General features: G+C 63.1%; 22 protein-coding genes. 11 read left to right on the plus strand and 11 right to left on the minus strand.

Annotation, left to right across the window (positions count from 1 at the left end):
* Nucleotides 1-11: 11 nt before the first annotated feature.
* Entirely contained in the window at nucleotides 12-1,457 is a 1,446-nt protein-coding gene (locus tag CQ14_RS03530) for a hypothetical protein (protein ID WP_245320174.1), read from the minus strand.
* A gap of 244 nt (nucleotides 1,458-1,701) precedes the next feature.
* On the opposite strand from CQ14_RS03530, the gene CQ14_RS03535 reads away from it, so the two are divergent.
* The gene (locus tag CQ14_RS03535) at nucleotides 1,702-3,324 is read left to right on the plus strand and encodes a glycosyltransferase 87 family protein (protein WP_199805433.1); all 1,623 of its coding nucleotides are present in this window, start codon (nucleotides 1,702-1,704) and stop codon (nucleotides 3,322-3,324) included.
* A gap of 24 nt (nucleotides 3,325-3,348) precedes the next feature.
* Here the strand turns inward: CQ14_RS03535 and CQ14_RS03540 are convergent, their stop codons facing one another.
* Nucleotides 3,349-4,173 carry an LON peptidase substrate-binding domain-containing protein gene (locus tag CQ14_RS03540; RefSeq protein WP_057856560.1) on the minus strand — a complete coding sequence of 275 codons (825 nt, stop codon included), beginning with the start codon at nucleotides 4,171-4,173 and terminating at the stop codon, nucleotides 3,349-3,351.
* Between the two features lie 670 nt (nucleotides 4,174-4,843).
* On the opposite strand from CQ14_RS03540, the gene CQ14_RS03545 reads away from it, so the two are divergent.
* Together CQ14_RS03545 and proC are read left to right on the plus strand one after the other, a co-directional pair.
* Nucleotides 4,844-5,344 (plus strand): type III secretion system chaperone family protein, encoded by a 501-nt coding sequence (locus CQ14_RS03545; protein ID WP_057856561.1) that lies wholly within the window; start codon nucleotides 4,844-4,846, stop codon nucleotides 5,342-5,344.
* 166 nt (nucleotides 5,345-5,510) lie between these two features.
* Nucleotides 5,511-6,332: a pyrroline-5-carboxylate reductase gene (gene proC, locus CQ14_RS03550; protein ID WP_057856562.1), complete on the plus strand. Its 822-nt coding sequence runs from the start codon at nucleotides 5,511-5,513 to the stop codon at nucleotides 6,330-6,332.
* A 111-nt stretch (nucleotides 6,333-6,443) separates the two neighbouring features.
* On the opposite strand, the gene CQ14_RS03555 is transcribed toward proC, so the two are convergent.
* The 4 genes from CQ14_RS03555 to CQ14_RS03570 all read right to left on the minus strand — a co-directional run bounded on the left by CQ14_RS03555 (nucleotide 6,444) and on the right by CQ14_RS03570 (nucleotide 9,432).
* On the minus strand, nucleotides 6,444-6,839 hold the full coding sequence (locus tag CQ14_RS03555) for a thioesterase family protein (protein ID WP_057856563.1): 396 nt from the start codon (nucleotides 6,837-6,839) through the stop codon (nucleotides 6,444-6,446).
* 190 nt (nucleotides 6,840-7,029) lie between these two features.
* Complete coding sequence (locus CQ14_RS03560; RefSeq protein ID WP_156434660.1) at nucleotides 7,030-7,284, minus strand: tautomerase family protein; 255 nt, start codon at nucleotides 7,282-7,284, stop codon at nucleotides 7,030-7,032.
* Nucleotides 7,285-7,356: 72 nt separating this feature from the next.
* Nucleotides 7,357-8,829 carry a histidine--tRNA ligase gene (gene hisS / locus CQ14_RS03565; RefSeq protein ID WP_057856564.1) on the minus strand — a complete coding sequence of 491 codons (1,473 nt, stop codon included), beginning with the start codon at nucleotides 8,827-8,829 and terminating at the stop codon, nucleotides 7,357-7,359.
* Between the two features lie 84 nt (nucleotides 8,830-8,913).
* Nucleotides 8,914-9,432, minus strand: a complete 519-nt coding sequence (locus CQ14_RS03570; RefSeq protein ID WP_082649690.1) for a YegJ family protein — start codon at nucleotides 9,430-9,432, stop codon at nucleotides 8,914-8,916.
* A 209-nt stretch (nucleotides 9,433-9,641) separates the two neighbouring features.
* Here CQ14_RS03570 and CQ14_RS03575 point away from each other — a divergent pair, with 209 nt between their 5' ends.
* Nucleotides 9,642-9,860, plus strand: coding sequence for a hypothetical protein (locus tag CQ14_RS03575; protein WP_057856566.1), 219 nt, complete (start codon nucleotides 9,642-9,644; stop codon nucleotides 9,858-9,860).
* Between the two features lie 94 nt (nucleotides 9,861-9,954).
* Here the strand turns inward: CQ14_RS03575 and CQ14_RS03580 are convergent, their stop codons facing one another.
* Entirely contained in the window at nucleotides 9,955-10,845 is an 891-nt protein-coding gene (locus tag CQ14_RS03580; protein WP_057856584.1) for a branched-chain amino acid aminotransferase, read from the minus strand.
* 126 nt (nucleotides 10,846-10,971) lie between these two features.
* The coding region (locus CQ14_RS03585) for a branched-chain amino acid aminotransferase (RefSeq protein WP_245320175.1) at nucleotides 10,972-12,008 on the minus strand (1,037 nt) is incomplete at its 5' end.
* Between the two features lie 364 nt (nucleotides 12,009-12,372).
* Here CQ14_RS03585 and CQ14_RS03590 point away from each other — a divergent pair.
* The 3 genes from CQ14_RS03590 to CQ14_RS03600 are packed head-to-tail and all read left to right on the plus strand — an operon-like array spanning nucleotide 12,373 to nucleotide 15,051.
* Nucleotides 12,373-12,921, plus strand: a complete 549-nt coding sequence (locus tag CQ14_RS03590; RefSeq protein ID WP_082649689.1) for a MarR family winged helix-turn-helix transcriptional regulator — start codon at nucleotides 12,373-12,375, stop codon at nucleotides 12,919-12,921.
* Between the two features lie 20 nt (nucleotides 12,922-12,941).
* A complete protein-coding gene (locus tag CQ14_RS03595; protein WP_057856585.1) occupies nucleotides 12,942-13,658 on the plus strand; it encodes a response regulator in 717 nt (238 codons plus the stop codon).
* A 7-nt stretch (nucleotides 13,659-13,665) separates the two neighbouring features.
* The gene (locus CQ14_RS03600) at nucleotides 13,666-15,051 is read left to right on the plus strand and encodes an ATP-binding protein (RefSeq protein WP_057856568.1); all 1,386 of its coding nucleotides are present in this window, start codon (nucleotides 13,666-13,668) and stop codon (nucleotides 15,049-15,051) included.
* A 108-nt stretch (nucleotides 15,052-15,159) separates the two neighbouring features.
* On the opposite strand, the gene CQ14_RS03605 is transcribed toward CQ14_RS03600, so the two are convergent.
* Together CQ14_RS03605 and CQ14_RS03610 are read right to left on the minus strand one after the other, a co-directional pair.
* Nucleotides 15,160-15,693, minus strand: a complete 534-nt coding sequence (locus CQ14_RS03605) for a DUF3617 domain-containing protein (protein WP_057856569.1) — start codon at nucleotides 15,691-15,693, stop codon at nucleotides 15,160-15,162.
* A 105-nt stretch (nucleotides 15,694-15,798) separates the two neighbouring features.
* Complete coding sequence (locus CQ14_RS03610) at nucleotides 15,799-16,119, minus strand: hypothetical protein (protein ID WP_057856570.1); 321 nt, start codon at nucleotides 16,117-16,119, stop codon at nucleotides 15,799-15,801.
* Between the two features lie 166 nt (nucleotides 16,120-16,285).
* Between CQ14_RS03610 and CQ14_RS03615 the strand changes: the two genes are divergently transcribed.
* The 4 genes from CQ14_RS03615 (at nucleotide 16,286) to CQ14_RS03630 (ending at nucleotide 19,347) form a co-directional block, all read left to right on the plus strand.
* On the plus strand, nucleotides 16,286-16,747 hold the full coding sequence (locus CQ14_RS03615) for a hypothetical protein (protein WP_057856571.1): 462 nt from the start codon (nucleotides 16,286-16,288) through the stop codon (nucleotides 16,745-16,747).
* 114 nt (nucleotides 16,748-16,861) lie between these two features.
* Complete coding sequence (locus tag CQ14_RS03620) at nucleotides 16,862-17,539, plus strand: ribonuclease T2 family protein (protein WP_057856572.1); 678 nt, start codon at nucleotides 16,862-16,864, stop codon at nucleotides 17,537-17,539.
* Between the two features lie 454 nt (nucleotides 17,540-17,993).
* Complete coding sequence (locus CQ14_RS03625) at nucleotides 17,994-18,854, plus strand: 23S rRNA (adenine(2030)-N(6))-methyltransferase RlmJ (protein WP_057856573.1); 861 nt, start codon at nucleotides 17,994-17,996, stop codon at nucleotides 18,852-18,854.
* Nucleotides 18,855-19,131: 277 nt separating this feature from the next.
* A complete protein-coding gene (locus tag CQ14_RS03630; RefSeq protein ID WP_028350729.1) occupies nucleotides 19,132-19,347 on the plus strand; it encodes a cold-shock protein in 216 nt (71 codons plus the stop codon).
* Nucleotides 19,348-19,519: 172 nt separating this feature from the next.
* Here the strand turns inward: CQ14_RS03630 and CQ14_RS03635 are convergent, their stop codons facing one another.
* Entirely contained in the window at nucleotides 19,520-20,137 is a 618-nt protein-coding gene (locus CQ14_RS03635; RefSeq protein WP_057856574.1) for an outer membrane protein, read from the minus strand.
* Nucleotides 20,138-20,187: the final 50 nt, after the last annotated feature.

The following is a 20,187-nucleotide window of genomic DNA, read 5'->3' on the forward strand; positions in this document are numbered from 1 at the left end:
CGCTGATACCGTCAATCGTTCCGGCGCAGCACGTCGATCCCTGCGACCGAGCCGACGAGCGTGTAAGCCCTGAGCAACTGCGTCACCTCGGCGTCGGCGCGAGCCCAGGCGCCCCAGTCATCGCGCAGATTGTCGATCAGGACGATATCTGGCGGCAGCTTCCTGAAATCCTCGATCAGCCATTTGCGTTCGAGCGCCAGATACTCATTCAGCTTCGCATCGGTCGCGGCATCCACGAGAGTCTTTTCGCGCGTCAGCCGCACGAATTCGCGGATCCAGAGGTTTTCCTGGCGAGAAACCCAGACGCCGTTGACGTCGCGCACCAGCGGATGCCCGATCGCCGCCTCGCCGCTCAGCACCAGTATTCTTGGATTGGGTTTGAGGCCGGCGACCGCGTCCTTGACCGGGCCAACATAGACATTGCCGTTGAACCACAGCATGCCGAAGCCGAAGGCCATAACCAGCGCGACCGCTGAGGCGACCTCAAGGCGGCGCGAGCGCCAGTCGACCACACCCGTCAGCGCATAGCCCATCGCGAGCAACGCCACCGCCACCATCGGATAGGAATGATAGGCCCAGCCGCGCCGCTGCAGGAAGAACGATACGGCAAATCCGGCGGCGGCGAGCATCGTCGCCATCAGCAGCGAGTCGACCTCGCCCTTCTGCCGCACCAGCAGCACCGAGACGATCGCAATCGCGAACACCAGCGTTGCATCGTTCAGGAAGATCACCGAAGCCGGCATCGACCACGACAGATAGGTGTCGCGCACCAAGGGATAGGTGACCGTGAAATATTCAGGGTAGAAGGCGTAGGTACCGACGCTGACTGCGATCACCAGCACCGCCGCGATGATGTTTTCGGGCGCAAACAGCGCGAGCCATGAGCGCGAGCGATACGCACTGAACAGGATGCACAACGCCGCCGGCACCGTGAAGAACGGCTTGAATGCCAGCGTGATGCCGGCGCCGACGCCGGCAACCAGGATCGCCCAGAACGGCAAGGGCTCGCGATTGCTGCGCAGCGCATAGACCGCAAGCGCCGGAAGGAAGGTAAGCGTTGCGACATGTTCGCGCTGGGCGAAGACATGCATCGGCAGGATCGTCACCACGGCCGCGGCCCATATGACGAATGGGCGCCACTTCAACTGAGCCAGCGCCGGCGACAGACGCAGGATGCGCGATACCGCGAACAGGGAGGCCGCCGCCAGCAGCAGAAGCTGGGCATCGATCACGTGCCGCGGATCGACACCGAGCACACGCGCCAGCGCGACACCCGGCAGATAGGCAAAGGCCGCCATCGGCGGGTTGATCTCGATGATGTCGCGATAGAGATGCTGTCCGTCCAGCATGCGTTCGCAGACGACGAGCAGCCAACTCACATCCGTATTGAGGGGAACGACCTGCCGCAGCAGGATGGCGACGACGAAGACGATGCCGGTCAGCAGCAGCGTCGGCATGAGCCCTTCCCGTTCCGCCGTATCAAACGGCGAACGGCCGGAAGCCGCGGATAATTCCGAGATCATGAGCCAATCCTGCCAACAAGTGTCTGACGCTAATCGAAGGAGCGTTAACGCGCGATTTGCAAACGGCCACTGACACATCGAGGCCGAGCGAAACATTCACGAATCCTTAAAGCCGGCGGCCTAGATGTGTCTGTCGTGCCCAACTCCAGATCGCCCGGGCGACGCACATGGAGCTAGCGTGACACACGCCGCTGACGTTGCCGACACGCAGGCAGCAAGGCCCGCGGATCGGGCCTGGCAGACGCCAATCCTTCAGACCAATACCCTGGTGCCGATGGCGATTGCGCTCGGCTCGTTGCTGGCCGGCGCGATCTACACCTGGTTTGCCGGCGAGGACGTCAACTGGGACTGGCTGAACTACCACGAGTACAATGTCTGGGCCGTCATCACCGGCCGCTATGGCATCGATGCCCTGCCGGCCGGCTTTCAGACCTATTTCAATCCGACCGTCTATTTCCCGGTCTACTATCTGCGCCACCTGCTGCCGACCCCCTACGGCCTGATGATCATCGGCGCGGTGCACGGGCTCAATCTGCTGCTGATCTATTTTCTGGTGCGCGTCCTGTTGCGGGAAGCGGCGACGGCATGTGCGATCGCAGCCGCGATCCTGATTGCCGCGCTCGGACCGATGACGCTTTCGGAAGTCGGCACGAGCTTCTCCGACATTCTCACCGCGCTTCCGGTTGTTGGCGGCTGCATCCTGATCCTGTCGGCGGATGGATCGCGCCCCGGGCGTTACGTGCTCGCGGGGCTCCTGATCGGCGCGGCCGTCGGGCTGAAGTTGACCAACGTCACCTTTGCGCTCGGCGCGGCCGCCGCCGTACTCGTTGCGACCCGGCCGCTGCTGGCGACGCTCTGCCTCGGCGTTGGCGGCGCGATCGGCGCGCTGGCGACGGGCGGCGCGTGGGGGATGATGCTCTGGCGCGAGATGGGCAATCCGATCTTCCCGCTCTTCAACGCCGTGTTCCAGTCCCCCGAACTGGTCCCGATGAACATCATGGACTGGCAGTTCATGCCGCGAGGCCTGCTCGATGCCCTGGCATATCCGTTCTACTGGCTGGTCGGCGACAATAGGAGCTCTGAATATCCGTTCCGCGATGCGCGATTTGCGGTCGCGACCGTGCTGATCGTGCTCGGCATCGGCCGGAGCCTTATCACCAACATTTCGATCTTCACGCGCCGTGACGTTCAGTTCCTGGTGTTTTGCATCGTCTCCTATGCGACATGGCTCGGCCTGTTTGCGATTCACCGCTATGCGATCGTGCTGGAGCTGTTGTGCGCGCCCTTGATAGTCCTGCTGATCCACCGCAGCATCGCAGCCATGTCCGGACCGGCCTCGCCGGGCGCATCGTCGATGCCGGCAAATTCGATGATGCTCGTCGTCGCTGTTGCAATTGCACTGTGGACGCAGCCGGCGGACTGGTTCCGCCGTCCCTGGTCCAATCCGTACAATCCGAGCATCTCAAAATCCCTCGAGCAGCCCGCTTTCTACTTTCTGGTCGACAAGCCGCTGGCCTATGTCGCTCCGCTGCTGCCACCGCAGTCGCGGTTCTTTCAGATCGCCGACATTGCGCTGCCCATCATGCCTGACGGCCAGTTCGACCGCCGCATCCGCACCGCGTTGAACGATCCGTTGCCGGGCGGCGCATGGGCCTTGCATACGCGTGGCAAGCCGATCCGCGAGCCGCTGCTGGAACGCTATGGTCTGCGCGTCGATGCCTCCCGGCCGTGCGTCGAAATCGAAGGCGCGTGGCTCGGGACTGCGATCGATGCCTGTCCGCTAGCTGCGCGCGAGAAGTAGGGCCACGGCGTTCCCGCCGTCCCTTCAGGCCGCCTGTTGGTCGGTCTTCAGCAGTTCGAGAATCTTCTCGAGCCGGGTAACCACATCGCAGGTTTCGAGCAGTTGCTGCCGCTGGTCGATTCCGGCCGACAGCAACGGGGCAACTGAATCGGCCACCATCCCCGGGTCGTCGATGCCAGGCAGGCGCAGCCGCGCCTGAAGCGGCTTTGGCAGCGCGGCGTAATCGAGGTTGGCATAGACCCGATAGGCATCGACAACCGCGCCGGACAGGGCAACCGCCTCCGCCGTCCGGCCACGACTCTCCTCGCATGGCGCAATCTCCGCTGCCAGGAATTCTTCCCCCGCTCCTCTGACAACCGAGACGCGTTCGAGACCGGACACCATGAGCTTGAGGGTTTCATCCGCCAACGTTACGCAAATGATCACATCTGCAGATACGCCCACCGAATAAAGCGCATCCAGCGCCGGATCATCATCGCCTGAGCGCCGCTGCGTAAGCACGAGGATCCGGCGATCAGTCGCCAAAGCGCGCTCGATCGCGCGTTTGGTCTTGTCGCGCCCAACGAAGATCGGCACGATCATTTGCGGAAACAGAACGAGGTCTCGCATCGGTACGATCGGAACGACAGTTCCAGCCGGCATGGACGCTGAACCGGGCGCCGGCGTCACCGACAGCGCGGGTGTCCGCTGGCTATGCTGAATCTTCGCAGCCAGAAAATTCCAGTCGGGAAAGCCCAGCGTCTTCGCGACCAGTTCCAGGCTTTCACTGTGAGTCAGGGAAACAGACTTGGCCTTCAGAGCCTCGCGCAAGGTTTGCGCCATGGCCTTTGCATCGCGGAAATCGCGCATGGGAAGATCCTCTGCATTGGCGAACGAGAAATGTCAGGCGCTTGCATTACTGACTCGTTCGCTTGGGCAAAGGGTGCCTGAAGCGGCTCGATACGTTCACCGTACCCTGAACGGGCGCAAGCGGCAGGTCGTATCCACCCGATGAAAAATATGCGCCCCGGTCAGCGCGGCTGTCAATTGCAAAGAGGAACCGCTTTATCCGGGCGATTGCCTGCATAGCGGCGCTATAGAGGTACGGCCCCAACCCATCACACCGCGCCCGGACGCAGCTGGAGAATACTGCGGACAGACCCGCCACCGCTTTCATCAGGGGCGGCGAATGCCCCCAGGCGACGCGACGTCTGGCTGCCTTGAGAAAATTAACCACATGTTAACCAATGTGGCAGGCCCGCCGCATTTTCCGGCGCGACAGACTCCGCGACGCTCGAATCCGATTCCGGTTTGTTCTCAAATTAATAACCGTGGCCTCGAACACCCTGTGGACGACGCCGCTTTGGCCTGTGGATGGACTCAGGGGTCAGTTGCGCAGATTCCGCAAATCACATCACTTGAGCTTCGGCAGGCCCCAAGACGATCGGCAATCTGGGGATTGCAGCCGGCAGCACCGCATCAGTTCAGTGCGTGCTCCGCGTGCGTATCAGAAGAATTCAAGAAACAGGGTCGAGACGGCATGTCCCTCCTCGAGAGCAATATTGATTCCCGGAACAACCCGCTCGCGGCAGTCGAGGACATTGCCGCCGAGAACAACTGGGCGTTCGAGCGTTCCGGCGAAGACGAAGTCACGATCGTCTCCAAGGGCAACTGGACCGACTACCATCTCTCGTTCACCTGGATGGGCGAGATCGAGGCACTGCACCTGGCCTGTTCCTTCGACATGAAGATTCCGCCGGCGCGCCGCGCCGAGGTGCAGCGGCTGATCGCCGCCGTCAACGAGCAGCTGTGGGTCGGCCATTTCGACATCTGGACCCATACCGGCATGATCATGTACCGGCAGGCGCTGGTCTTGCCGGGCGGGCTGACCGCTTCGACCGCGCAATGCGAGGTCATGCTGGCCGGCGCCATCCACGCCTGCGAACGTTACTATCCCGCGTTCCAGTTTGTAGTCTGGGCCGGAAAGAGCGCGGCCGAGGCCATGAGCGCGGCGATGTTCGATACCGAGGGCGAGGCGTAAGGCCACCGCCGTCTCCCAAGCGCGGCGTCGTTCCTGCGAACGCAGGAACCCATAGCCCGCGGCCCCTCGGCTCAAGCAAATTGCTTGTGGCCTCTTCTGAGCTTCACTAAAACCGCCGGTGTTCCCTGTGTTCGCAGGGACGACAAATACACTTGTGGTGACACCGATGGCTCCCACCAACGCACTTCAAAATCTCCACGGCACCATCGCGCTGGCCGGCGCCGGCAAGATGGGCGGCGCGATGCTGACGGGATGGCTGGCCGGCGGCCTCGACGCCAACCGCGTGCTGGTCGTGGAGCCCCACCCGTCCGACGAGATCAAGGCGCTCGCCGCAAAGGGTGTCCGTCTCAGTCCAAAGGACGCCGGCACCGTCGATACGCTGGTGGTAGCGGTGAAGCCGCAGACGTTTCCCGAGGCGGGACCAGCATTGAAGCCCCTCGTCGGCTCGAACACGCTCGTCGTCTCGATCATGGCCGGCACGCCGATCGCGGCGCTTGAAAAAATCTGTGGCGGCATGGTGGTTCGCGCGATGCCGAACACGCCGGCTGCGATCGGCCGCGGCATCACGGTTGCGGTGCCCGCGAAGAATGTCAGCGCGGCGCAGCGCGACACGGCCGATGCGCTATTGCGCACCACCGGCTCGGTCGAATGGGTCGACGATGAAGGCCTGATGGATGCGGTGACCGCCGTCTCCGGCTCCGGCCCGGCTTACGTGTTCCTGCTCGCCGAAGAACTCGCGCGCGCCGGGGTCGAGGCCGGCCTGCCGGCGGAGCTTGCGACCAGGCTCGCGCGCGAAACCGTCGCGGGCTCCGGCGAATTGCTGCATCGCTCGGAACTTGCTTCCGCCACGCTGCGCCAGAACGTCACCTCGCCCGGCGGCACCACCGCCGCCGCGCTGGAAGTGCTGATGGCCAAGGACGGAATGCAGCCGCTGATGATCCGCGCGATCGCCGCGGCGACGAAGCGTTCAAAGGAATTGGCGAAGTAAGTGAAAGCGTAGGGTGGGCAAAGCGCAAGCGTGCCCACCATCGCGAGCTCGGTGCGGAATGGTGGGCACGGCGCGAATGCGCCTTTGCCCACCCTACACACCGAGTCCTCGCTACTTCCCCGCAAACCGCTTCGTAAACATCTCTGTATTAACGAGCCCGCGGGCATGGCGGCCGTCACCGATCTTGCGTTCGCCCTCGAAGGCTTCGACCTCGAAGCGGATCACGCGGCGCTCGACGGCTACGACCTTTCCCGTGACACGCACCGTGGCGCCGACCAGAGAGGCGCCGAGATGGCGGATGTCGACTTCGGTGCCGACCGTGATCCATCCCGGCTGGAGATGGCGCTTGATGGCGTCGCTGGACGCCATCTCCATTTCCAGGATCATCATCGGCGTCGCATAGACCATCGGCATATCAGGCACGAAATGCCCGACGGTGCGCTCGGGTGGAACGACAAGCGTCCGTTCCGCGCTCATGCCGACCTTGATGAAATCACGTGCGTCCATGGATTGCTCCCTTCCCTCTCCCCTTGTGGGAGAGGGTGGATCAATCGCGCGGAACGCGCGATTGAGACGGGTGAGGGGTCTCTCTCCGCGAGTAAATCTTTCGCGTCGGTAATCGCGGATAGAACCCCTCATCCGGCGCGGATTTCATCCGCGCCACCTTCTCCCACAAGGNGAGAAGGAAAAGGCAGAGTTACTTCTTCGCCGCCGCAGCGGCCGCCGCGCGCTCCACGAAGGTCTTGCCGCCCTTCATCTTGTGGGCCAGCGGCGCTTCGTTGATCTGGATCACCACCGCATCGGCATCGACGCCGAGGTTCTTCACCAGCGCCTGGGTGATGTCGCGCATCATGCCGGCCTTCTGCTCATCGGTGCGGCCGGCGGCCATGCTCACGGTAATCTCAGGCATCGATAACTCCCTTTTGCTCTTGCGTATTCGGTAAGCTGTCATTGCCGGGCTTGACCGGCAATCCATCATTTTGAAGATGGATACGCGGGTCAAGCCCGCGTATGACAAAATCAGCTATCCCCACTTCACGTCATGGCGCGCCAGCACTTCGCGCACCTTGGCGACGATCTCGCTCTCGCCGCAGGAAAACTGCGCCGGACGGGTTTCGCGCCATTCCTGATTGGAAGCGATCGCGGCGGCCGCCTTCGCGCCCTCGATCAGGTCCTTGATCTGGATTTCGCCGCGCGCCTTCTCATCCGAGCCCTGGATGATCACGCAAGGCGAATTGCGGCGGTCGGCATATTTGAGCTGGTTGCCCATGTTCTTCGGGTTGCCGAGATAGAGCTCGGCGCGGATGTTCGCGTTGCGCAGTTCTGCAACCATCTTCTGGTAGTCGGCGACGCGGTCGCGGTCGAACACGGTGACGACCACGGGACCGAAGTCCGGCCGCGTGTCGAGTTTGCCGATCATCGTCAGCGCCGCCTGCAGCCGCGATACGCCGATCGAGAAACCGGTCGCCGGCACCGGCTCGCCGCGGAAGCGCGAGACGAGGCCGTCATAGCGCCCACCGCCGCCGACCGAGCCGAAGCGCACGGGGCGGCCCTTTTCGTCCTTGGTCTCCAGCGTGAGTTCGACCTCGTAGACGGGGCCGGTGTAATATTCGAGGCCGCGCACGACGGAAGGATCGATGACAATTCGATCCGGCCCATAGCCCGATCCCGTCACCAGCTTGCTGATCGCGTCGAGTTCGTCGCGGCCTTCCTGCCCGATCTTGCTGTCGCCCAGCCGCGCATCGATCTCCGCGCCCTGCTCGATCGCACCAACGACCAACGCGATGTCGTCCGCCTTGAGATCGGCCCCCTTGGTGAAATCGCCCGACTCGTCTTTGCGGCCCTCGCCAAGCAATTGCTGCACGCCTGAAATGCCGAGCCGATCAAGCTTGTCGATCGCGCGCATCACGGTCAGCCATTGTCCGTCATCGGCAATACCGAGCGCATCGCGCACGCCGTCGAGCACCTTGCGGTTATTCACCTTCACCACATAGGAGCCACGCGGAATGCCGAGCGCTTCCATCGTGTCCGCCGCCATCATGCACATCTCGGCGTCGGCCGCCGGTGAAGCGGAGCCCACCGTATCGGCGTCAAACTGCATGAACTGGCGGAAGCGACCGGGGCCCGGCTTTTCGTTGCGATAGACGTAACCGGCGCGGTAGCTGCGATACGGCTTTGGCAGCGCGTCGAAATTTTCCGCGACATAGCGCGCCAGCGGCGCGGTCAAATCGTAGCGCAATGAAATCCACTGCTCGTCGTCGTCCTGGAACGAGAACACGCCCTCGTTCGGCCGGTCCTGGTCGGGCAGGAATTTGCCGAGCGCGTCGGTGAACTCCATCGCCGGCGTCTCCACCGGCTCAAAGCCGTAGCGCTCGTAGACCTCGCGGATTTTCTCGACCATCTGGCGCGTGGCCGCGATTGCGGCCGGGCCACGATCTTCCAACCCGCGCGGCAGGCGCGCCTTCAATTTCTGCGGTTTTTTCGGTTTCTCGGCCATGGCGGCTAGGTACCAGCCGAGGCGCGGCAGGGCAACCCGGGCCGATGCATCGGGAAGCGCCGCCGCCTTTTCTCCGGACCGAATTTAGGGGGATTCCATCCTGGCCCGAAGCGCATCGGCGTCAGCCTTCGGCATTGATTTCAGGAGCGGTTTGATGGTCTCACCGCCGACGATCTTGTCGTTGCGCATGAACATCCAGTCCGAGATGTCGGCTTCCTTGAACTCAGCCGCGTCGCCGGCCTTCTTGCCGGGCAGATCACGCGGTACATTGGCGAACTTTCCCGAATAGCGACCGTCGCCGATCTTCTTCACATCGGCCATCCAAATGTGCTCGTGACCGCTTCCCGGTTTGGGAAAGCGCGCCTTGAGGGAATGACCGGTCTCCGACGGTTTTGGGGCATCGTAGGAGGCCCAGAACGCCGGCAGCGTCCCCCTCGCCTTTGCGATGGCAGCATTCATTTCCGGATTGCCGGAGCTGACGTCGATCACTGGGGAGCGGTCCTGGGCCCAGACGTTCCCCGTGGGGGAGCCGAGAACCGCGAGGGCCGCTGCGAAGGCGGCCGCCACGGCGCATTTGGAGCATGTCGAGAGGGCTGAGGTCATTGTCACCATTTCACGAACCGATTTCTATCCACAATCCGGCAAGTTGGTCGCACAAAGGCGCTGAAGAGTTCACGGCCCCCCGCACAGGAAGAGGGCAAAGAGGAGTGCTACTCCGTGCCTTTTGATGCAAAGCGGCGGGACGCAGCCGCCAATCCAGGAACCACACTTTGCGCGCCGAATTACTCTTAGGTCCTCCAAAGGAGAGATCTATGAAGAAGCTTATCACCGTCGCCGTTCTTGCCCTCCTGTGCGGCTCGGTCTTTGCGCAGAACACCGGCCCCGCTCCGCAGACCGGCATGGAAAAGCCCGGAACGACGAGTGGCGCCAAGCCAGATGGTTCGATGGACACCACCGGCATGAGCGCCACCAAGGGCAATATCAAAAGGGACAAGGACGGTGCACCGGCCCCGAAGGGCGAGAAGAAGTAGGCCGTTCGCTTACGCGGCGAGCGCATCAGGCCAAATGTCCCTCTCCAGCAAGTGAAGACGAGAAGAGAGATCGGCCAAGCGAAAAAGCCGCGCCTTAGGCAGCCGCGGCCTTTCCCTTGGGCTGCACTTCGGCTGCGTAGTCCGCCATCAACTGCTCAGAGATCTTGCCGGGCGTGAACTTCCAGTTCGCGATCTCGCAGACCGGCGTCACTTCGGCGGCGGTGCCGGTGATGAAGCACTCGGTGAAGCCGTCGAGTTCTTCCGGCATGATGCGGCGCTCGATCACCTCGATGCCACGGCGCCTGGCGAGGTCGATCGCCGTGGCGCGGGTGATGCCGGCGAGGAAGCAGTCGGCGATCGGCGTATGGATCCTGCCATCCTTGATGAAGAAGATGTTGGCGCCGGTGCACTCGGCGACGCGGCCCTGCCAGTCCAGCATCATGGCATCGGCATAGCCGGCGCGCTCCGCCTTGTGCTTACTGATGGTGCAGATCATGTAGAGGCCCGACGCCTTGGCCATCGCCGGGGTAGTCGCCGGATCCGGCCGCCGGTATTCGGCCATGCACATGCGAACGCCCTTCAGCTTCTCGGCTGGCTCGAAATAGCTCGGCCAGTTCCAGGCAGCGATGGCGAGATGGATGGTGTTTGATGGCGCCGACACGCCCATCATCTCCGAACCGCGCCAGGCGATCGGCCGCAGATAGGCGTCCGGCAGATTGTTCTTGTCGATCACGAGCTGCTTGGCGACGTCGATCTCGGCGACTGAATAAGGAATCTCGAAATCGAGGATGTTGGCCGAGGCCTTCAACCGCTCGGAATGCGCGGTGCTCTTGAAGACCCTGCCGCCATAGGCGCGCTCGCCCTCGAACACGCAGCTCGCATAATGCAGGCCATGGGTCAGGATGTGGACGTTGGCGTCGGCCCACGGCACCAATTTGCCATCGTACCAGATGACGCCGTCGATCTTGTCGAACGAAACTCCCATGGTTTCCTCCTGGATTGGCATTGTTTCGATTGGCCGCACGCCAGCCTCGCGCGACTCGACGAGACGCGCGCTACCGAACGCTTAAAGTGATCTATCGCTTGAGCGGCGGAAGAATTCCGCCGCCGGTCACAGGACCTTTCTGACCCAGTCGTGCGGGTCCGCCGCACGGCCGTACTGGATATCGACGAGCTTCTTGCGCAGCCCCATGGCGACAGGGCCGGCGACGCCCCCGCTGATCTGGAAATCGCCGCTCGCCGAACAGACCTTGCCGATCGGCGAGATGACGGCCGCGGTGCCGCAGGCGAACGCCTCCTTCAGCTTGCCGCTGGCGGCATCCGCGCGCCACTGATCGATCGTGTAGAGCTCCTCGCGCACGACCGTGCCGGAATCCTTTGCCAGCGCGATGATCGAGTCGCGGGTGATGCCGGGCAGGATGGTGCCGAGCGGCGGCGTCGAGAGCGAGCCGTCGTCGAACACGAAGAAGACGTTCATGCCGCCGAGTTCCTCGATATAGCGGCGCTCGACCGCATCGAGGAAGACCACCTGATCGCAGCCGTGCTCGATGGCCTCGGCCTGCGCGCGCAGGCTCGCGGCGTAATTGCCGCCGCACTTGACGGCCCCGGTGCCGCCGATCGCGGCGCGCGTGTAGTTCTCCGACACCCAGATCGTCACCGGCGCCGGTCCGCCCTTGAAGTAGGAGCCGACTGGCGAAGCGATGACGGCGAAGATGTATTCGGCTGACGGCTTGACGCCGAGAAACACCTCACTCCCGATCATGAAGGGCCGCATGTAAAGGCTGCCCTCGCCTCCCGGTATCCAGGCGCTATCGATGCGCACGACTTGCTCGACCGCTTCGATGAACAGGGACTCGGGCACTGGCGCCATGGCCATGCGCTCGGCCGAATCGCGGAAACGGCGGGCATTGGCGTCGGGGCGGAACAGGTTCACGCCGTTGTCGCGCTTATAGGCCTTCAGGCCCTCGAAAATTTCCTGCGCGTAGTGCAGTGCGGCGGTGGCCGGATCGAGCGTGAAATTCGCGCGGGCCTCGACGCGCGCATCATGCCAGCCCTTGGCCTGATTGTAGCGGACGATCGCCATGTGATCGGTGAAAACCCGGCCGAAGCCGGGGTCGACGAGCCGTGCCGTGCGTTCCTTTTCGGAGGNTCGGGTTCGCCGCCGGCTGGATTTCGAATTTTAAGCTCATTTCCCTTGCTTCNCCGCTGTCGAAATCGGCGCGATTTGGCGCCGGCCTGCCTCTGTGGGCCTGCTGGCCTGATAAGGTCTGGACCTTCACCACCACGCGGCCGGTTCCTGCGCCGTCATGTCCGTGAGGACATGCTTTTGCGGGATGCCGAAGTCCAGTATGTTTGCCGAAATGCCGCTCGACAATCGCACGGTAGTTCAATTTGCGGCCGTTGCCGCCATCGTTGGCTTTTTCCGGCTGCCTGACACGTCACCAAGTTCGAAACGACTTAAAGTTTCGTCGTGGCTGGTAGTTTTGTAACATTGAACCCAAGATATGTCAACATGACTGACATAAATTTCTCAAGGGGCCCAACCAGCCCCGATTCGCAGGGGGCCACCAGCCCTGCCCCACGGCTTGGGGAATTGCGCTGGGACATTATCGAGCTGTTGTTCTTCGCCTACCGCGACTTCGTGGGCGACGCCGACCATGAGCTTGAGGCTTTCGGCTTCGGCCGCGCCCATCACCGGGTGATGCATTTCGTCTACCGCTATCCCGGCCTGAAGGTCGCCGACCTCCTGGACGTGCTGCGAATCACCAAGCAGTCGCTTGGCCGGGTGCTCAAGCAATTGCTCGACGAGGGCTACATCATCCAGAAGACCGGCAATAACGACCGCCGGCAGCGCCTTCTTTACGCCACCCCGAAGGGCGAAGCGTTGGTGGCAAAGCTCGCAGGGTTGCAGACCGACCGCATCACCCGCGCGCTCCGGGACATCAACCCCGAAGGCGTTGCGGCGATCGGCCAGTTCCTGCGCGCGATGATCGATCGCGACGACCCCGACAAGGTGTTGGAGGCGATCTTCGGGACTGGCAGCAAAAAGCCAAGGGAGTGATCGTGGCGCAAGCAGCAACCATGGCTACAGCCGCCGCGCGCGCGCCGCGGCAACTCGCCGACGACGCCCCGCATTTGCTCCTGGTCGACGACGACCGCCGTATCCGCGATCTGCTGTCGCGGTTTCTGTCCGGCGAGGGCTATCGCGTCACGACCGCGTCGAGCGCGACCGATGCGCGCTCCAAACTGCTCGGCCTGCATTTCGATCTCCTGATCCTCGACGTCATGATGCCCGGCGAAACCGGATTCGACCTGGCGCGGTTCATTCGCACCTCGTCCTCGGTGCCGATCATCATGCTGACGGCGCGCCACGAGGCGGAGGCGCGGATCGAGGGCCTGCAGATCGGCGCCGACGATTACGTCGCCAAGCCGTTCGAGCCGCGCGAGCTGATCCTGCGGATCGGCAATATCCTGAAGCGCTCCGCGCCGCCGCCGGTGGAAGCGCTGGAGCAGATCGCGTTCGGCCCTTACGTTTTCCATCTCGATCGCGGCGAGCTGCGCGAGGGCGAGGAGATCATTCACCTCACCGATCGCGAGCGCGAAATGCTGCGCATTCTGGCCAATAGCCCCGGAGAGACGGTGCCGCGCGCGGCGCTGACCGGCGGCGGCACGGTGAATGAACGCGCGGTCGACGTGCAGATCAACCGCCTGCGCCGCAAGATCGAGCGCGATCCCGCCAATCCGCTGTTCCTGCAGGCGGTGCGTGGCATCGGCTATCGCCTGGTTGCGTCGCCCTGAGCCAGCTATGAGTACGCTCGACACCGGCCTTACGTTCATCCGCAATGCGTCGCAACGCGTCTCCCGGGCCAATGGCTGGATGGGCAACGCGTTCAAGAGCTGGATGCCGACCGGCCTTTACGCCCGCGCGTTGCTGATCATGATCGTGCCGATGGTGATCCTGCAAACGGTCGTGGCGTTCGTGTTCATGGAGCGGCACTGGAACACGGTGACGCGACGCCTGTCGGCGGCGGTGGTGCAGGACATCGCCAGCCTGATCGACGTCTACAAGGCATTTCCGCAGGACAAGGACCGCGCGCAGTTGCGCCGCATCGGCCAGCGGCTGCAACTGGTCGTCGATTTCCTCCCCGTCGGCGACATGCCGCAACCCGGACCGAAGCCGTTCTTCTCGCTGCTCGACCAGACGCTCTCGGTGCAGCTCGGCCGCCAGATCGGCCGTCCGTTCTGGATCGACACCGTCGGCAAATCCAACCTCGTCGAAATCCGCATCCAGCTCGACGACGCCGTGATGCGGGTGTTCGCGCAGCGCAGCGCGGCCTATGCGTCCAATTCGGAGATCTTCATCTTCTGGATGCTCGGCACCTCGTCGATCCTGCTGATCGTCGCGGTGCTGTTCCTGCGCAACCAGATCAGGCCGATCCTGCGGCTGGCGGAGGCCGCCGAAAGTTTCGGCAAGGGACGCGAGGTGCCGAACTTCCGCGCCCGCGGCGCACGCGAGGTGCGGCAGGCGGCGCAGGCGTTTATACAGATGAAGGCGCGCGTCGAGCGCTCGATTGAGCAGCGCACCGCGATGCTGGCCGGCGTCAGCCACGATCTGCGCACCATCCTGACCCGCTTCAAGCTCGAGCTCGCGCTGATCGGCGACAGTCCCGAAGTCGACGGCATGCGCAAGGATGTCGACGAAATGGCCGGCATGCTGGAGGCCTATCTCGCCTTCGCGCGCGGCGACAGCGGCGAGATCGCGCAGCCGACCGATATGACGATGGCGCTGGAAGAACTGCGCAGCGATGCCGAACGCCACGGCCACACCGCGACGGTGTCATTCCACGGCCTGCCTGTGGTGACGGTGAAGCCGGCCTCGTTCAAGCGCTGCATCGCCAACCTCGTCTCCAACGCGGCGCGCCATGCCAACACGGTCGCCATTACCGGCCACCGCGATCATCGCTATCTGACTGTGACGGTCGACGACGACGGGCCGGGCATTCCCGCCAACATGCGCGAGGAAGTGTTCAAGCCGTTCCTGCGGCTCGACGATGCCCGCAACCAGGACGAAGGCGGCACCGGCCTCGGGCTCGCCATCGCCCGCGACATCGCCCGCTCGCATGGCGGCGACATCACGCTCAGCGACAGCCCGATGGGCGGCCTGCGCGCGGCAGTCAGGGTGCCGGTATAAGAAATGGAGGCCCCGTAGCCCGGATGGAGCGAAACGCAATCCGGGACAGGTCGATCGATTGAATCAGAAATCCCGGATTGCGTTGCACTCCATCCGGGCTACGACGCCTCACTTCTTCGGGATCAGCGCCTTCATCTTTTCCATGTCCTTGACGTTCATCTTCATGCCGCCGGGCATGATGATGTCGCCGGGCTTCTGATCGGCCTTGCAGGCGCCAACCCATTTGGCCTCGATCGTGCTGTTGCTGTCGCGCGCGGCGCCGGCCAGGCCACCTTCGCTCTTCGAACTCGTTTTCACGGTGTAGGCGGAATTGAAGTCGCCGATGATTTCGGCGCGTGACTTGACCGTGATGCCGCCAATGCCGCAGACGGAATCGGTGACATAGCCGCTCGCCGTCTTCTGGATGTCCTGCTTGGAGCAGATCTCCTTGGCCATCGGCGCCATGGCAGTGCTCATATCCTTGTCGGTGGTCTCGTCGGTGCACTGCTGCATCGTCATCTCGGGCACCGTGCCGCCGCTCAGCACCTTCATCTCCCACAGTCCGGCCTTGCGCATCGGCAATTCCACGGCAATGGCACCGCTAGCCGGCAACACGGCCAGCAAACCTATTGCCGAACAGGACACAAGAAGCAGTCGTCTCATCCGTGCGCTCCCCTGAGTTATTCAACGCTATCGTGCGCGCGCGAAGTGACACACGCTTTGCGTGGCGAAAACATGTCCAGCCGGGGAAAGCTTTGGAGGTCGTGCTCAGTAAAGCGTGCGCAGTGGCCGTTCAGCAGCACCATAGGGCACCCAGCGGCAGGCAAACGAAACATAGCCGCCGTAATTGGGCTGCACGCCGAGGAATTTCACCACCTTGCCGTAGCGGGCGCAGTGGTCGACTGCGAGCTGACGGGCATCGGCCTGCTGCGCGAGCGGGTAGGCGATGATGCCACCGGTGTCATTGCCCTTGAACGGCGGCACCGTGTCGATGTCGAACCACTGCGCCTGCGCCGGCGCCCCCGCCAGCATCCCGCCCATAACTACCAGGCCCATGGCAATCAGGCTCGCGGCCAGAATTCTTCGCATCGCAGACTCCATTTCGCTCGACGTCCACCATAGTGTGCGCCGATGGCCGTGAAAAGAATCGTTGCAGCACGGGGCGGACTTGGTCGTCAGGTGTTGCCGCGCTGCACTTGACCTTGTCGGGGCTTCGCGGCACCGTCCCCTGCGTTGGTTTACCGGCGGATTCCCCATGCGCAACCTGTTCAAATCCTTGAGAGCTCTCGGCCCGATGACGGCGGCGCTCGCCCTGCTGGCCTCCAGCCACGCCGCCCAGGCCGCCAACCCGTTGGAGCTGAATTTCGGCCTGTTCGGACCGAAATATGACGGCCGCGTCGCCGAATGCGAGCGGGCGCTGCCGACCATCGCGACGCAATTCCAGGAGAAGGAAGGCAAGTTCTGGAATTCGGCGCTGGTGATCACCGGCTTCGGCCGGATCCACGAAACCGCGTTTCGGCCCTGGCAGTCCGACAACATTCCGCGCCGCTACTGCAGCGGCGATGTGATGCTGAGCGACGGCAAGATGCGCAGCGTGCACTACTCGATCATCGAGGATGGCGGCTTTGCCGGCTTCGGCCAGGGCGTCGAATGGTGCGTGACCGGGCTTGACCGCAATTGGGCCTACAGCCCGGCCTGCAGGGCCGCCCGCCCCTGATCCCGGCGTTCGTTGGGCCAAGCCGGCCTGCCTGGATTCGGGATTCTCTAATTTTGTTCTTGAAATGTTCCGGCTCCCTGCTAGGCTCGCGGTAGTCCAGTAGAGGGGCGTTGGATGCACCGATTTGTTATTTCGCGACTTCTGATTTCGTTGGCGCTTGTTGCCGTCTCCGCCGGATTGGCGTCCGCCCAGGACCGCCGGCAGAACGCCCCGGGCGAGTTCGATTTTTACGTCCTGGCCCTGTCATGGTCGCCGTCCTTCTGCGAGGCGGCGGCCGAGCGCGGCAATAGCGGGCGTTCGCAGGTCCAGTGCAGCCGCCCCTATTCCTTCGTGGTTCATGGCCTGTGGCCGCAATATGAGCGCGGCTTTCCCGAATATTGCCAGCGGCCCTCCCCGCGACTCGATCGCAACATCATGACCTCGATGCTGGACCTGATGCCGGCGCCCGGCCTGATCTTCAACGAGTGGGACAAGCATGGCACCTGCTCCGGCCTCGGCGCCCGCGCCTATTTCGAAAGCGTCCGCAAGGCGCGCGCAGCGGTGAAAATCCCCGAGGAATTCCTCGAATTATCCGAGCAGAAAACCATCGCCCCCGGCGATCTCGAAGCCGCCTTCATCAAGGTCAACCCGGGCCTGAGCAGCTCGGCGATTTCGGTGGTCTGCTCGAGCCGCCGCCTGAGCGAGGTGCGGATCTGCCTGAGCAAGGACATGCAATTCCGCGCTTGCGACGAAATCGACCGTCGCGCCTGCCGCCGCGACGAGGTGGTGATGCCGCCGGTGCGGGGCGGCTGAATCCCCGCTTCCGTCATACTTGCCCAAGCATAGCAATCCGCCCTGCGCAGACTGGCTACACCTGTCTGCGTCCCGGCCATCCACGGCTTTTATTGTCGTCTGCAAGGCACGTGGATGGCCGGGCCCTTCTCCGCAAAGCTTGCGTCAGGCACGAATATCCGGGCTGCGAAGATCGCCGAAGCTCAGCCGGGCCGATCCATTGCTGCCGAGATTGAAAACAAGGGAATCGTCCGAGCCTTTGAAGTTTACAGTGGTCCGAGGTGACGATGACATCATTCGGCGAATAACCACTGATCGCGAAATCAACGCCGGCGCCGGCATGAAATGACCGATTGCAAATTTACCTCCGGTGACTCCGGCATCTCACCAATTCAATTGGAGACGTCATCCCGCCGCTCGCCGCCTTGACAACATGGGTTACTTTCCTCGTCCCAATGTCGTAACTCCTCCCACCATGAACTACCGACACGCCTTTCACGCCGGCGGCTTTGCCGATGTCATCAAGCACATCGTGCTGGTGCGGATGCTGACTTACCTGCAGGAAAAGCAGGCGCCGTTTCGCGTCATCGACACCCATGCCGGCGCCGGGCGCTACGATCTCACCGGTGAGGAGGCGCGCCGCGGCGGCGAATGGCTGACCGGCATTGCACGGGTGATGCAGGCGCGGTTTTCGGAAAGCGCGCTGCCGCTGGTCACCCCCTACCTCGATATCGTCAGGGCATTCAACCCGCCGGGCAAGCTCGAAGCCTATCCCGGATCGCCCTTGATCGCCCGCGCGCTGCTGCGGCCGCAGGACCGTCTGACAGCCTGTGAAATCGAGCCTGGAGCCCGCCGGCAACTGGTCGATGCGCTGCGCCGCGACAGCCAGGCGCGGGTGGTCGATCTCGACGGCTGGACCGCATTGCCGGCCTTCGTACCCCCCAACGAGCGGCGCGGTCTGGTGCTGATCGATCCCGCGTTCGAGCAGAAGGACGAGTTCGAAAGGCTGGGCGGCGCATTCGCGGAGGCCTACGCGAAATGGCCGACCGGCAGCTATCTGATCTGGTATCCGGTGAAGAGCCGTCGCGCCACCGATACGCTGGCGCGGCTGGTCGCAGGCGCTGCCGCAGCCAGTAAGCCGGCCGGGAAATGTCTGCGGCTCGAATTCAGTGTCGCTCCACAGGAGGCTGGCGGCCCGCTTGCCTCCACCGGACTTTTGATCGTCAATCCGCCATGGACGCTTGCGGGTGAATTGAAGACAATTCTACCCGAACTCGAAAAACCGCTCGGCCAGGGCGGGGCCGGCCGGTTCAGGGTGGAGACACCCAAGCCTTAAGAGTTACGCCTAAAGCGCCCAGCCATGAGCGAAAAGTGCGAATGGACCGTAGGCAATTTACGCGAAACAGTATTATGCTCAAGCCGTTGGGACTGGCTTTACGTTCCGCTTCCGCGAATGGTTGCGGCGGAGTGATCAAGGCCGAATAAAAATCCAGGCCGATCGGCGGCATTGATCCCGATCAACCTAGGTGGCCAAGCTTCCGGCAGTGAATGTCCGGTCGGCCGATACGCGAGGTACGCGTAGGGGCAGAGCAATACGGGGGAGGAGTTTCCCGATGGCCATGACTGGAACAGTCAAGTTCTTCAACGGAGAACGCGGCTACGGCTTCATCAAGCCCGATGATGGCGGCCGCGATGTGTTCGTTCACATCACTGCCGTCGAACGGGCCGGATTGAAGGATTTGACTGAAGGGCAGCGCATTACGTTCGAGGTCGAACCGGACAAGAAGGGCAAAGGCCCCAAGGCGGTCAACCTGGTGATTTCATCGTGAGCTGACGCTCACGCGGAACGCGGACTGAATTCTTGCTGCGAAGACGACGCTGGGCATGACCCCGCCGCCCAGAGCGTTGGGATTCGCGATGCGACGCGCACCCCAGCTTGAAAGCAAAAAAATCCCGGCGACTTGCTGCCGCCGGGAGATGGTAACTGTCAGTTTCTTGTTCTCAGAAGCGATAGTTCACGCCGGCCCGTATCAAGCCGAACCGGTAGCCGTTTGACGCACCTGTAATGACGAAATTGCTGTTGGCCAGATCGACATAGAGATATTCGATCTTGGCGCTCCAGTTCCTGTCCAGGCCCACCTCGGCGCCGGCGCCAAGCGTCCAGCCGGCATTGGTATGGGATTCCGTCAGACCGAACGTGGAGGCGCGCAGTTCACCGAAGGCGAGACCGCCGGTGCCGAAGAACAGGACGTTGTTGAACGCATACCCGGCGCGGCCGCGAACCGTACCGAACCAGGGATTGGAAAACTTCCACGGCGCGAAGGTTTCTTCGGCGCCGGTCGCCTGAATGTCGCCTTCGAGGCCGAACACCCACGGTCCGTTCTGCCAATTATAGCCGGCCTGGACGCCGCCCACGAAGCCGGACGGCTTGCTCGGATTGTTCGCGACCGAACCCCAGGCATAGCCGAGGTTGCCGCCGAGATAGGGGCCGGCCCAACTATAGGCGTCGTACCGCTGGTTGCCGGTATACATGCGTCCGTAATTGAGGTCGGCCGCCTGCGACGACATCGTCCAGCCTGCAGCGATCAGCGCCAGCGCGCCCGACACCACCTTGCTCATCACGCAACTCCACGCAACACCGCGACCCTGCCGGTCGACGAGACCGGCCT

Source organism: Bradyrhizobium lablabi (assembly GCF_001440475.1).
GTDB lineage: Bacteria > Pseudomonadota > Alphaproteobacteria > Rhizobiales > Xanthobacteraceae > Bradyrhizobium > Bradyrhizobium lablabi.